The sequence below is a fragment of the Blautia sp. AM23-13AC genome (genome assembly GCF_003435675.1).
Classification (GTDB): Bacteria; Bacillota; Clostridia; order Lachnospirales; family Lachnospiraceae; genus Fusicatenibacter; species Fusicatenibacter saccharivorans.
Map to the genome: position 1 here is coordinate 65,314 of NZ_QTUL01000007.1, position 13,643 is coordinate 78,956.

Annotated in this window: 13 protein-coding genes; 3 read left to right on the forward strand and 10 right to left on the reverse strand. The window is 49.1% G+C overall.

Features of this window, described 5'->3' with window-relative positions:
* Window positions 1-39 precede the first annotated feature (39 nt).
* Window positions 40-492 carry a DUF1934 domain-containing protein gene (locus tag DW642_RS09545; protein WP_022462143.1) on the forward strand — a complete coding sequence of 151 codons (453 nt, stop codon included), beginning with the start codon at window positions 40-42 and terminating at the stop codon, window positions 490-492.
* A gap of 61 nt (window positions 493-553) precedes the next feature.
* On the opposite strand, the gene DW642_RS09550 is transcribed toward DW642_RS09545, so the two are convergent.
* Window positions 554-1,009 (reverse strand): hypothetical protein, encoded by a 456-nt coding sequence (locus tag DW642_RS09550; RefSeq protein WP_117510035.1) that lies wholly within the window; start codon window positions 1,007-1,009, stop codon window positions 554-556.
* A gap of 243 nt (window positions 1,010-1,252) precedes the next feature.
* Here DW642_RS09550 and tig point away from each other — a divergent pair, with 243 nt between their 5' ends.
* Complete coding sequence (tig, locus tag DW642_RS09555) at window positions 1,253-2,488, forward strand: trigger factor (protein WP_158555010.1); 1,236 nt, start codon at window positions 1,253-1,255, stop codon at window positions 2,486-2,488.
* Between the two features lie 238 nt (window positions 2,489-2,726).
* On the opposite strand, the gene fucO is transcribed toward tig, so the two are convergent.
* From fucO to DW642_RS09580, 5 genes are all read right to left on the reverse strand, one after another.
* Window positions 2,727-3,875 carry a lactaldehyde reductase gene (fucO, locus tag DW642_RS09560; RefSeq protein ID WP_117510037.1) on the reverse strand — a complete coding sequence of 383 codons (1,149 nt, stop codon included), beginning with the start codon at window positions 3,873-3,875 and terminating at the stop codon, window positions 2,727-2,729.
* Between the two features lie 187 nt (window positions 3,876-4,062).
* Window positions 4,063-4,644, reverse strand: coding sequence for a TetR/AcrR family transcriptional regulator C-terminal domain-containing protein (locus DW642_RS09565; protein WP_117510038.1), 582 nt, complete (start codon window positions 4,642-4,644; stop codon window positions 4,063-4,065).
* Window positions 4,645-4,780: 136 nt separating this feature from the next.
* Window positions 4,781-6,025, reverse strand: a complete 1,245-nt coding sequence (gene codB / locus DW642_RS09570) for a cytosine permease (RefSeq protein WP_117510039.1) — start codon at window positions 6,023-6,025, stop codon at window positions 4,781-4,783.
* A 66-nt stretch (window positions 6,026-6,091) separates the two neighbouring features.
* A complete protein-coding gene (locus DW642_RS09575) occupies window positions 6,092-7,180 on the reverse strand; it encodes a hypothetical protein (RefSeq protein WP_117510040.1) in 1,089 nt (362 codons plus the stop codon).
* Between the two features lie 147 nt (window positions 7,181-7,327).
* Window positions 7,328-8,725: an alanine/glycine:cation symporter family protein gene (locus DW642_RS09580; protein WP_117510041.1), complete on the reverse strand. Its 1,398-nt coding sequence runs from the start codon at window positions 8,723-8,725 to the stop codon at window positions 7,328-7,330.
* A 286-nt stretch (window positions 8,726-9,011) separates the two neighbouring features.
* Between DW642_RS09580 and DW642_RS09585 the strand changes: the two genes are divergently transcribed.
* Window positions 9,012-9,995, forward strand: a complete 984-nt coding sequence (locus DW642_RS09585; protein ID WP_117510042.1) for a dipeptidase — start codon at window positions 9,012-9,014, stop codon at window positions 9,993-9,995.
* A 2-nt stretch (window positions 9,996-9,997) separates the two neighbouring features.
* On the opposite strand, the gene DW642_RS09590 is transcribed toward DW642_RS09585, so the two are convergent.
* The 4 genes from DW642_RS09590 to DW642_RS09605 all read right to left on the reverse strand — a co-directional run bounded on the left by DW642_RS09590 (window position 9,998) and on the right by DW642_RS09605 (window position 13,438).
* On the reverse strand, window positions 9,998-10,729 hold the full coding sequence (locus DW642_RS09590) for an ABC transporter ATP-binding protein (RefSeq protein ID WP_117510043.1): 732 nt from the start codon (window positions 10,727-10,729) through the stop codon (window positions 9,998-10,000).
* Window positions 10,730-10,732: 3 nt separating this feature from the next.
* Window positions 10,733-11,611, reverse strand: coding sequence for an ATP-binding cassette domain-containing protein (locus DW642_RS09595; RefSeq protein WP_117510044.1), 879 nt, complete (start codon window positions 11,609-11,611; stop codon window positions 10,733-10,735).
* A 1-nt stretch (window position 11,612) separates the two neighbouring features.
* A complete protein-coding gene (locus DW642_RS09600) occupies window positions 11,613-12,416 on the reverse strand; it encodes an ABC transporter permease (protein ID WP_022462692.1) in 804 nt (267 codons plus the stop codon).
* A 77-nt stretch (window positions 12,417-12,493) separates the two neighbouring features.
* A complete protein-coding gene (locus DW642_RS09605) occupies window positions 12,494-13,438 on the reverse strand; it encodes an ABC transporter permease (RefSeq protein ID WP_022462693.1) in 945 nt (314 codons plus the stop codon).
* Between the last annotated feature and the right edge of the window lie 205 nt (window positions 13,439-13,643).

The following is a 13,643-nucleotide window of genomic DNA, read 5'->3' on the forward strand; positions in this document are numbered from 1 at the left end:
AAACGACATACAGAAAAGAGAGAGGAACACCAGAAAAGGATGGAAAAAGACGTACTCATCAGCATCCGCGGACTGCAGTATCTGATGGATGAGGAATCCGGCGAACAAGAACCGGTGGAGGTTATGACGACGGGTTCGTACTACAAGAAAAACGGCCATCACTTTCTGATCTACGACGAGGCAACCGAAGGCTTTGACATGATGACGCACAACATGATCAAATTTACGGAAAACGCCCTCGAGGTGCGCAAGCGCGGCCTCATTGATGTCCATATGATTTTTGAGGAAGATAAAAAGAACATTTCGTTTTATCATACGCCATATGGCATGATCAACATGGGAGTTGCGGCGACGAAGGTCAGAATGAAAGAGACGCCGGATCAGATTTTACTGAAGGCAGAATACGCGCTCGACATCAACGACAGCTACGTGGGGGACTGCGTAATCGATATCGAGGTAAGACCGCGGGAAGGCGGAAAACTGAATTTATAAAAAAATACCCGGGAAGAATGAAAATCATTCAACTCGGGTATCTGCATTTTCAGATGAAATTTTATTTTTCCTCGCCGCGTGCCTTGCGGAGCATTTTCTGCCAGAAGCCGTTTTTCTTTGCCGGCTGCTCTAAAGAACCGCGGATGCCGCGAACTCCGGTGATATAGATACCGCTTACGGTAGCCTTGACTTCTTTTTTTACCGGGATCTGATCGAAGATAGCAGCGTCGCAGATCAGGGTCATGATTCTCGGACCGACTTTTGCTTTGACGATCGGCAGTTTTGCACGACGCATCATTTTCGGTGTCTGGTCGATGACCATCTGTGGAAGTCCGGAATCTTTCATGCGAAGCTTTTTCTTATCTATGATCAACATGGAGACAGTCTGTTTCATGGCCTCCATTTGTTCCTGCTGTGCGGCCTGTTTTGTCTGTGCTTTTTTACCGAAGTAATACAGCAGACCAAGGATGACAGCGATGACAGCTAATACGATTAATACGATAATCCAGGGTTTCATCCCTCTATTCCTCCTCTGCAAAAAATAATGTGGGCATCGGAACATACAATGCCAGTCTATGAACATTCTAACATTGATTTCGGCAAAACGCAAACACATTTTAGCGCAATCCAGGCGATTTTACGGTCGAAAATCATAAGAATTTCTAAAATCGGAGCCCCAGCCTTTTTTTTACCAGACAAGTATGGTAAAATGAGATTTACAACGCGCCGGGAACGGCGTAGTATGGAGGAAAATTCAAGAATGAAAAGAAAAGCAGCAGTCATGCTTCTGCTCATGACACTGGGAGCAGCCAGTGTGAGCGGATGTGGAAAAAACAATACAACAAGCAGCAGTTCCGTATCAAGCGCAAGCAGCACAAGCGCTTCCTCAGCATCCGATGCGTCGAGCGCAGGCAGCACATCGTCCGACAGCACAGCTTCTGAGGAATACGCTTCCCCGAGTGATGTAGACGGGATTACGGTTGTCGATGAGGAAGTTGATCCGGCAGAGTGTGTAACACTTGGAGATTACAAAAAGCTCACACTGGAAAAGAAAGTAGAGCAGGTAACGGATGATGACGTACAGACGGCCATTATGGCAGAGACAGCTGTCACCATGGACGATCCGGATGCCACCGTACAAAAAGGCGACACCGCCGATATTGCCTATGTTGGCAAAGTTGATGGCAAGGAGTTTGACGGCGGAAGTAGCGATTCCTACAATCTGGTGATCGGATCCGGTACCTTCATCGATGGATTTGAGGATGGTGTCATTGGAATGAAAACAGGGGAGACAAAGGATCTGAACCTGAAATTCCCTGACAGCTATCAGAGTACCGATCTGGCAGGAAAAGATGTTGTGTTTACCGTTACGGTAAATGCGTTTACCCGCCCGGCAGAAAACATTGACGGATGGGAACTCGACGATGCATGGGTAGCAGAGAATACAGATTACAGCACTGTGGAGGAATACCGTGCCGGAAAACGCGCAGAGCTGGAGGCTGCAAATGAGACGACAGCGGAAAATAATCTGCAGAATGACGCGATGCAGCAGATGGCAGACGGCTGTACGTTTCACAAAATTCCGAAATCCTATATCACCCTTGGCGAAGAAGATTACGATAAACGGTATACCACTTATCTTCAGAATTACGGCATTTCCCTGGACGACTATCTGGAGCAGTATGCGGACAGAGCAACCTACAATCAGGAGAAAGCAACGTATGCAGGAACGATGGCAAAAAGTGCCCTTCTTCTGGATGCCGTAAAAGAGGCAGAAGGCTGGACTACAGATGACCAGGATTACCAGCAGATCTTAAACGACGAGGCAGCCAATGCCAATATGTCGCAGGAAGATTTCCTGAAGGCAGCCAATGACTATTACGGGGAAGATACGGTAGTGCGCAATATCATGATGGAGCGCATGATCAATATAGTTCTCGACAATGCAACGGTCAATACTGTGACTGTGGATGCAGACGGAAATACAGTAGAATAAAAAGAGAAATCACCCCGGAAAACAGGATAAAAATTTCTGTTTTCCGGGGTGATTTAACCGAATCAAGTAAGTCCCCTGCTTCCATTGCGAAAAGCAATAAGCAGTGGGTGGGGACTTGCTTGTATCAGGAGGAGTGCAAGCTCCTTCTGATAAACTGCGGAGCAGTTATTTGGTTATGAGCAAGTAGCGAAGCGGATTGCGAATATCCGCTTCGCATGTGGGAAACGAATTGTGTTCGTTACGCCATGATTTTGCGGAACAGATCCTTCAGATCTTCTACGCTTGCATCCTTCGGGTTGCCCGGTGCGCAGGCATCTGCGTGTGCGGAATCTGCAAGGAACTGCAGATCTTCTTCTTTGACTGCCTCGAGAACAGATGGGATTCCAACGTCTGTGGACAGCTTCTTAACAGCATCAATCGCTGCTTTTCTGTACTCTTCCTGAGACATTTCGTCTACACCTGCAACGCCCATGGCACGTGCGATTTCACGGTATTTCTCACCGGTGCACTCCTGGTTGTATTCCATAACGATCGGAAGCATCATGGCACATGCAACACCGTGTGGGGTATCATAAACAGCACCAAGGGTGTGTGCCATGGAGTGAGCGATTCCAAGACCTACGTTGGAGAAGCCCATACCTGCGATGTACTGGCCAAGAGCCATTCCTTCGCGTCCCTCTTTGGTGTTTGCGACAGCACCGCGCAGAGATTTGGAGATGAGTTCGATGGCTTTGAGATGGAACATGTCAGTCATTTCCCATGCAGCTTTTGTGGTGTAGCCTTCGATTGCGTGAGTCAGAGCGTCCATACCGGTGGAAGCGGTCAGGCCTTTCGGCATGGAGGACATCATATCCGGGTCAACAACTGCGATGATCGGCATATCGTGCGGGTCAACGCATACGAATTTACGTTTTCTCTCTACGTCGGTGATAACGTAGTTGATGGTAACCTCTGCAGCAGTACCGGCTGTAGTCGGAACGGCGATGATCGGTACACACGGATTTTTGGTCGGTGCGGTGCCCTCAAGGCTTCTGACATCCTCAAACTCCGGGTTTGCGATGATGATACCGATGGCTTTAGAGGTATCCATAGAAGAACCGCCGCCGATGGCGATCAGATAGTCAGCGCCGGATGCCTTGAAAGCTTCTACGCCGTGTTTTACGTTTTCGATGGTCGGGTTTGGCTTGATATCGCTGTAAAGCTCATAGTCGAGTCCGTTTGCGGTCAGAATATCGGTTACTTTGGAAGTAACGTTGAATTTAATCAGATCCGGGTCAGAGCATACGAATGCTTTTTTGAAGCCGTGTGCCTTTGCTTCATTTGCGATCTCGGCAATAGCGCCTGCTCCGTGATAAGAGGTTGCATTTAAATTAATACGATTTGCCATGTTTGAAAAACTCCCTTCTAAAATGAATAAATGGTTTTACTGAACTTGTTATTATATTAACAAATCCGGAAGGGAAAAAGAAAGTGACAGAAGAAGCGAAGTGTAACACTTTAAAAAAAATCGCCATTGTGACAAAAACAACAGAACAAAATTTGTGAAAAATAACAAGAGCTGTTTGCGGGAAATTCTAAGAGAGCAGCTGCAGATTCCGGAACAGTTTTTTTAAGTCCTCCGGCATTGCCCGGACGAGAAGAGCGGCAAACTCGGAAGGTGTCAGATCCATGCCGGTAAGCACCCATTTTACGGTCATGGTGATGGAACCCTGACAGTACATTTCGAGAAGAAAATGTATTTCCGGTGAAACCGGACTGCCGCTTTTTTCGTGAATCAGATTTTCGTAGAACGCGAGAATCAGATCGAAATCGTGTTCACGCAGAGAATTCTGTTTGTCGTAGCGGAAGGCAGCGGCGAAAAAAGCTTTTTCTTTCTGAATATAGGTAAATTTCTTTTCCAGACTGTCAAAAACGGTCGTTCCGCGCCCCATATGTTCGAAGGATTTTGTCAGTAATTTATCAAAGTACCAGTTAATCAGATCGTATTTGTCGAGAAAATTACGATAGAAGGTCTGGCGGGTAACACCGCAGATTTCACAGATCTGGCGTACGGTGATCTCTTCGATGGGCGTTGTTTTCATGCACTCCTTCATGGATTCGGCAAGACGGTATTTTGTTTTTTCTCCTTTGGGAGCAGATACGGTGGAATGGATCATCCGGGCAGTTTCCTTTCGTTTCGAAAATTGTAACTATGCAGAGTTATGCATATATTATAACGCGAATCCGAAAAAATAAAAAGCCCTGAACATGTTCCGGAGATAAGATACAGGAACATATTCAGGACGATTTTGCCTATTTTCTTTTGTTTACGGCCTGTCCGACACAGTAGCATACAGCGGCAACAACCATGCCGTTGATGGAAGCGATGCCCCAGTGTAAGAGGTTCGCAACAATGGCACCGAGAATGACACCGGCAACCGCAAACCAGTCTACGGTTTTAAGCTTCGGCTGATCGGCTTCAAAGTCCTCTTTGTTCATGAAGTAGGCGAGCACCAGAATCATGCCGACCGGCGGCAGAGTACAGTTCAGAATGTTGAGCCAGCCGCAGAAGTTGTAGTACAGCCATACGGAGGCAACCGTTCCGATGATACCGGAAAGGAGAACCATCGGTTTTTTCCTCTGATGGAAGATGTTGGCAAGACCAAGGCCTGCGGTGTACAGAGCGTTGTCATTTGTAGTCCAGATATTAAGACCGAGAACGAGAACAGCCAGGTAGAACAGGTTCAGGCGGACCATAACCTCAAAAATATCGTTTCCGCCGACAAAGATGGAAGAAACGGCACCGAAGAAGAACATCAGGGAGTTTCCGATGAAGAAGGCCACAACCGTGGTGATGGCACCCGCTTTTCCGTCCTTTGCAAAACGTGCGAAGTTCGGGGTTGCGGTTCCGCCGGAAACGAAGGAGCCGATGACAAGACCGGCACCGCCGATGATAGTCAGAGATCCGCTGGATTTGGCAAACTGATCGATGATCGTTCCGTCGCCTCTCATTACGGCCATGACCATGGCGATCGTTCCGAGAATGGCAACACTTGGTACAGCGATATAGCTGACGATGGTCAGAGATTCAATACCAAAATAGGCAGAGGCGGTCATGCAGACGCCGGCAAGAATAACAAGTCCCCACTGTGCCGCAGTGCTTCCGCCGAGCAGCTCCTTGGAAACCGGAATTGCAAACATGGCAAGACCGACACCAAACCATCCGATCTGCGTAAAGCTGGTCATGGCTGACGGCAGATAGGAACCTTTTTCGCCAAAGGCTCTCTGGGACAAAAGATCAAGTGACAGACCGGTTTTTGCACCGACGTAGCCGAGCAGACCGGTATAAATACCAAGAATGATTCCACCAAGGATCAGTGATCCCAAAAAGCCCCAGAAATCGAGGCCGTCAGCGAGCTGCTGGCCGACCCACATGCTTGCCGAGAAGAAGGTGAAGCCAAGCATGATCATAAACATGGTTACTACATTTTTCCGGGCAGAAGACGGAACCGCGCTGTCCGCGAAGTCAACATCTTTTACTTTCTTTTCTTTTTCCATAATATCTCCTGAAAACTGTGATTACGGTTCGCCGAAATTCAGCGAACCGTAAGAAATGGTTTTTTGTTACAGCATGTATTTGCGAAGTGCTGCGGTAAACTCTTCAATTCGTTCAGCCGCAATTTCTTTCAGGGTAGCATCGCCAAGGCTTGCAATATAGCCTTTTTCCTGGCGGTACAGCCATTTGGCCACACGTTCATCGATTTCTTCGTAGTGATTGATGTGAATCCACTCTTCGTAGGATGCGCCAAGCGGGCAGCCGAGCTTCTCCTCGAGCAGTCTGGTGAAGTCGATCCGGTCGGCCTTCTCCAGCATTTTATTCCAGAAATCGAGAACCTCCTCGACATGCTCGTGGATTTCATAGCGTCTTGCACCGCCATCGTAGATGATGCATTTTTCAAACAGCGGATCGCGCATGGAAAGCGTTTCTCTTCGGAACTCCGGTGCAATGATACCGTCTTTCCAGTAGAAATCGACATCCGGCAGATTGATTCCGGATACGCCCTTGTCCTGATAGGTGCTGAAGATTCCTTCGTAATATACGGTGATAAAGCCTTCAAATTCCGGCCAGAACTCGCGGATTTCTTTTGTGAGACGTTCCAGGATTTTGATTCCGGTTGTGCCGCCGATCGTAAAGATGATAATGTTGCGAAGGGAAGCACCATGCTCACGATAGAAATCGGTTACGTAGCGCAGGCAGTGGATCAGCGTCTCACCCGTTGCGATAATATCGCCGATCAGAAGTGTGCTTCCCGGAACCATCGTCAGCTTGCTGTATTTGATTTCCAGCCCTGCGATTTCTTCCTCTTTAAAGACGCGCTCACTTGACAGAAAACTGATGTCATGTACACGAATGTGCTCACGGTAGCAGCTTTCCTCCAGCGGATAATTCAAAGCGCCGCGCAGGATGGAAAGGATGTTGGCTGCGGTTACCTTTCCCTGCTCTTTAAAATAATAAAGCATCTGTGAAGTAGACGGAATCAGGCAGTGATAAACCTCATATCCGACAACCTCCGGTGTGTTCAGAAGCTTTCTTGTCTCTGCTTCGGAAACGACATAGTATTCGTTCTCATAATCGCCGCCTGCGAGGCGGTAGCAGTCCACGCCCTGTTCCGAAAACTCCGGCACCAGTTTTACTTCATTCCATTTTTCCATTCAAAAGTTCCTCCCGGTTTTCCCTCTTTGGTAAACATGTTATAAACTTTTAACAGTGTAAGGGGTAGCAACCTGATTGTCAAGGGAAAAGGCGAATTTACATGATTTTCTTACAGAAGAAGGGAATGCGCCGCGAGAAAAGGAATTTTACCGGGTTTTGCCTTCTCCGGAAAAGTATTCCTTTGTAAGCTCCACAACCTTGCCCGAAAGCAGGAAGAGCGCAATCAGGTTTGGGATCGCCATGAGACCGTTGAAGGTCTCGGCAATGCTCCACATCAGGCCGAGGTTTGCGGTGGCGCCAAGGATGGCAACCAGCGCATAGGCGGCCATAAAATATTTTGTGATTCTTTCGGAGAATAAAAACTCGATGCAGCGTGCACCGTAAAGTCCCCATCCGAGAATCGTGGAAAAGGCGAAGCAGCACATCGCGAACGCGGTGAGCAGCGAAACCCAGTTTCCGTATGTAAGGGTAAAACCGCTGATGGTCAGCTCTGCGCCGGCAGCCTGTCCGTAGGTGATGGAAGTACCGCTGCAGAGAATAACAAGTGCAGTTAAGGTACAAATCACGATCGTATCAGTAAATACCTCAAAGATACCGAACATACCCTGTTTGACAGGCTTTTTTGTGTCGGCACAGGCGTGCGCGATCGAACCGGTACCAAGACCTGCCTCGTTTGAGAAAATACCGCGGGACACACCTTTTTTTACACTCATAAGCATGCTTCCGACGATACCGCCTGTAACGGCGGAGGGACGGAAGGCGCCCTCAAGGATCGAAACGAAAACAGACGGAATCCGGTTGAGGTTCAGCAAAATTACACCGATGGCAAGGACAATATAAAACAGAGCCATAAACGGAACGAGCTTTTCTGTTACCTGTGCGATCCGTTTGACACCGCCGAGCAGGATCAGCGCTACGAGTGCCGCAATGATGATACCCTGAATCAGGTTGGAGGTCGGGACCGCGTCCTTTGAGATCACATGGTAATTCATCAGTGCGGAGTTGACTGCGGTTGTGATGGTGTTGACCTGCGTTGCATTTCCGGTTCCGAACACAGTCAGTACACCGAAAGCAGCGAAAAGATAGGCCAGAAAATGCCATTTTTTGCTGAGACCGTTTTTGATGTAATACATCGGTCCGCCGACGAGTTCCCCGTTGGCATTTTTCTCGTGATAGAAAACAGCCAGTGTTACCTCGGCAAATTTCGTACACATGCCGAGCAGGGCGGAAACCCACATCCAGAACACGGCGCCGGGTCCGCCGATAGCGATAGCGCCGGCAACACCGGCAATATTACCGGTACCGACCGTGGCGGCAAGTGCTGTACAGACCGCCTGGAACGGTGTAATTGCGCCATCGGAAGCATCTCGTTTGCGGAACATTCTTCCGAGCGTTGTGCGGATCGCATACGGGAATTTTCGAATCTGGAGAAAACGGGTGCGCAGACTCAGGTAAAGACCGACACCGAAAATACAGATCATAGCCGGAACACCCCAGATAAAATTGTTCACGGCATTGTTGATGGTTTCAATCAGTTGGAGCATAGATACCTCTTTCTTTTTCATAAGCAGAAGCACTTTTTTGGAAGATCAGTGCTTTCATAAAGTAACACAATGCAAAAAGTATATCATCTCAGACGAGATTTGCAAGTTTTTTTCGAGAAAAAACGCGGAACCCCCAAATTTTTTGCGATTCCGGAAAGATATATTTTCTCTAGCCTTATGGGTTTACCATGAGCCAGGCGGTTTTTTCCGTTTTCTTCCAGTTTTTGTGAAGGAATGCAGCGAAATATGATAGAATAGAGAAAAAACAGAAAAGAGGATTATTGCCATGTTTCAGGTAATTGATATGCACTGCGACACCATCCCGGCGCTGCAGTGGAAGGAAAAACAGGAGCATCTTGCGGATGCGGATCTTCAGATCAATCTGGATAAGCTGGAAAAGGGCGGCAGCCTCTGCCAGTGCTTTTCTCTGTTTACGTTCCTGAAGGGACTGAAAGACGAAACACCGTTTGAGCATGTGAGAAAGCTGGCTGATCTCTGGAAATCAGAGGTGGAACGGTATCCGGACCGCATTTGTCAGATCAAAACGTATGCGGATCTGATGCAGGTACAGAAGGAAGGAAAAATAGGTGCGGTGATGACCGTCGAAGAGGGTGGTGTTTACGAAGGCAGTATCGAAAAACTGCACACACTGTACGATCTCGGTGTGCGGATTTCCACGCTGACCTGGAACTTTCCGAATGAGCTTGGATTCCCGAACCCGGCGCAGGAAGAGGGAAAGCCATATCTTCCGGATCTTGAAAACGGGCTGACACCGACCGGTATTGCCTTTGTCGAGGAGATGGAGCGGCTCGGCATAGTGATCGATTTATCACACTTAAATGATGCCGGAATCCGCGACGTTTTTGCGCATACGAGAGGTCCGGTCATTGCGTCCCATTCCAATGCGCGCGGCGCGTGCTTCCATCTGAGAAACCTTTCGGATGAAATGATTCGTCAGCTCGCAGAGCGTGGCGGCGTCACCGGTATCAATTTCTGTCCGTCGTTTCTGCGCGAGGAGGAGCCGGCAACGAAAAAGGCATCGACGATGGATATGGTACGCCATATGAAATATCTGCGCAACGTCGGCGGTATCGATATCATCGGCCTTGGAACCGATTTTGACGGTTTCAGCGGTGAAACGGATGTGCCGGACACCGCGCATATGCAGCATCTCGCAGATGTGATGAGCCACGACGGTTTCACCGATGAGGAGATCGAGAAGGTCTTTTCCAAGAATGTACTTCGGGTGTTTAGAGAATGCTGGAAATAAAACTACAGCTCCGGTGATGCCGCCAGAAGCTCCTTTGTATAATCATTCTGCGGATGCGCAAACAGTTCTTCCGTCTCCGCGTTCTCCACAATCCGGCCTTCTTTCATCACGAGAACCCGGTCGCACATCTGATAGATCACGTTGAGGTCATGCGAGATAAAGAGAATCGAGAGCTGAAGCTCCTCCTGAAGCTGAACCATCAGCTCCATGATCTGCTTTTGAATCGTCACATCGAGAGCGGAAACCGGTTCGTCGGCAAGGATCAGGCGTGAGCCCTGGATCAGTGCGGCCGCGATGCTGACTCTCTGGCGCTGGCCGCCGGAGAGCTCATGCGGGCGGCGTTTCAGGTGCTCTGCGGAGAGGCCGACTCTTTCGGCCATCGCAAGAACCCGTTTTTTTCGTTCTTCTTTTGGAACCTTCTGCATCCGAAGCGGCTCCTCTAAAATCCAGGAGATTTTCTTCGCAGGATTCAGGGAAGAAAACGGATCCTGGAAAATCATCTGCGGATGGTCGACCTGCGAAATTATTTCGCCTTCATCTGGGCGGATAAATCCTAAGATCACTTTGGAGAGTGTCGATTTTCCGCATCCGCTCTCTCCGACGAGACCGAGAATTTCATTTTCATGAAGCTCGAAAGAGATATCATGAAGCACCGTTTTTCTCTGCTTTCCCTCCTGATAGGAGGCAGAAATATGGCTGACTTTCAGAATGTTGTTCGGACTGATTTCTTCCATGGGTTATTCCTCCTTTTCCGCCGGCGGAGCAGCTTTTTTGTCAGAGCCTGTCGGCCATTGAGCTGTTGGAGCGATTTTGATTCGCTTTCGCAGCGATGTTCGTCGGTTCGGAATTGCATCGAGCAGGCGGCGGGTGTAGTCTTCCTTCGGGTGGAAAAAGACATCGTCTACACTGCCGGATTCCACAATCGTCCCATGATTCATGACGATGACCCGGTCACAGAGCGAACGGATGACGCCGAGGTCGTGTGAGATAAAAAGAATCGCCGTGTGATGGCGTTCATTGATTTTTTTCAGCAGCTTTAAGATCTGCGACTGAATCGTCACATCAAGAGCTGTTGTCGGCTCGTCTGCAATCAGAAGCTTCGGTTCTGTAATAAGCGCCGCAGCGATCATCACCCTCTGGCGCTGACCGCCGGAGAGCTGGTGAGGGTATTTGTTGCAAAGCTTTTCCGGGTCGGGAAGCTCGACCTCATGCATTATGGCAAGAACCTTTTCATGACGTTCTGCCGGTGTGCAGCTCTCATGAATCAGCAGTCCCTCTGCAATCTGTTCTTCGATGGTCAGAACCGGATTTAAAGAGGTCATCGGCTCCTGAAAAATCATACTGATTTCTTTTCCGCGGATGCGCTGCAGATCCTGGCTGGAAGCGTGCGCAACGGAAGAACCTTCGTAGAGAATTTCTCCGCCGGATACGGCGGAATTTTCCTTTAAAAGGTGCAGAATGGAGAGCGCCGTCTGGGTTTTGCCGGAACCGGATTCCCCGACAATGCCAAGCGTCTCACCTTCTTCTAAGGAAAAGGAGATGCCTTTTACCACTTCGGTCGGTGGCGTGGTATCGTAAAATGCAATTTTTAAGTCACGTACATCGAGAAGTGCCATATCAGTTACCGCCTTTCTTCTGTAATCCGTCGCCGAGGAGCGATACGCCAAGCGCCAGTAAAATGACAGCAAGACCGGGGAAAACAGAGCCCCAGGGAGCAGTCATCAGATACGTCTGGGATTCTGAGAGCATCCGTCCAAGCGAGGCATCGGGCGGCTGGACACCGATGCCGAGAAAGCTCATGCCGGCCTCGGAGAGAACGGCGTTGTTGAAACCGATTGCTGCCATCGAAAGAAGGGACGGGACCGTATTTGGCAGGATATGTACAAATATGATCCGAAGATGGGAAACACCCATCAGACGGGCACTTTTGACATAGTCCATATCTTTGCGTGCGAGAAATTCGCTTCTGGTGATACGTGCAAAGCTCGGAATGAATACGATACCGAGTGCAAGGATCACGTTGTATTTGCCGGGGCCAAGCAGCGCGATAAATACCAGCGCCAGCAGGATTCCCGGAAAGGAAACAATGACATCGTTTATGCGCATCAGGATTTCGTCAATCCATCCGCCAAAATACCCGGTGAACGCACCGACGAGGACACCAATGGTTCCGCCGAGCAGCAGAGTAGCGAAAGCGACGAAGAAGGTTGTACCGGTTCCTTTTAAGACGCGGCTGAAAATATCGCGTCCAAAGTGATCGCAGCCGAACGGGTGCGACAGAGAGGGAGCAGCAAACTTGGCTGCGCCGTTCATTGCATCCGGGTCGTACGGTGTGTAGAAAAAGCCGATCAGAAGAAACAGAAGCATAAAAGCGGTGAGAACAGCTCCGATGATCAGCGTGAGATTGCGTTTCTTTTTCATAATGAAAACCCTTTCCTTTGTCGTGGGCGGCTCCCTGCGACCTTTCGGTCGCGGGAGCTGATGATCGAAAGCTCCCGTCAGTCTTTTACGCGGATACGCGGATCAATTCTGCCATACAGCAGATCTACCACGAAATTGATGATAATAATGAGGGCGGCGATCAGTACAAGGATGCCCTGAACCACGGGGTAATCGCGGTTGGAGATCGAAGTGATCAGAAGATTGCCCATGCCCGGAATCGAAAAAACCTGTTCCAGAATAATGCTGTTTGCTACAATATCTGCGATTGTCATGCCCCAGAAGGTCAGTACCGGAATCAGGGCGTTTTTCAGCACATGGTGATACATAACACGGCGTGTACTGTTTCCGCGGGAATAGGCGGTGCGCACATAGTCGGCATCGAGCTGCGAGAGCACAGAGCTGCGCAGCATTTTGACAGCCATGGAACAGCGCGGAAGTGCAATAGCGGCAGACGGTGCAACAAGATAACCGATAAAACCGGAAAAATTTTCAGAAATCGGCACATAGGCGCCCGGCTGAAACCATTTGAGAATCAGACCGAAAAGATACGTGATCAGAATACCGATGAAAAATCCCGGCACAGACATGATCACCTGATTGATCGTCATGATCAGCCGGTCCAGATGGCCTCCGGCGTGCTGTGCTGTGAAAATGCCGATGGGAATCGAGACAACAAGGATCATCAGGAATGCGATAACGGTGATAGCGATGGTAATCGGAACTTTATCGCGGATCAGTTCTCCGACCGGCATCGAGTATGAATACGAGGTGCCGAGATCTCCATGAAAAAAGCCGGTTACCCACGAAGCGTACCGTTCCAGAACCGGCCGATCCAGCCCCATTTCCTTCTGCAGAGCCTCAATCCGCTCCGGCGTCGCCTCCGTTCCAAGCTGCGATTTTGCCGCATCTCCGGGTATGACGGAAAAGGCAAAGAACGATAAAAAGGATACAAGAAGCAGCGTAAGAAGGAGAGAGCCGAATTTCTTTGCAATGTATTTCATGAATGGAAATTCCTCCTTGTGTAATGTAGGATACTCCGGGAATTTTTCCCGGCTTATAAAAGCAGGCACAGAAAAGCTTCGGGCGTATCGGCTGAAGGTTTTCGTGCACGTCATTTTTATTGTAGACAATGCAGGTACAAATAGCAAGGTAAATTTGGAATATCTCGAACGGTATTGCAACAGAAAAAGGCCTTTGCATAACCGG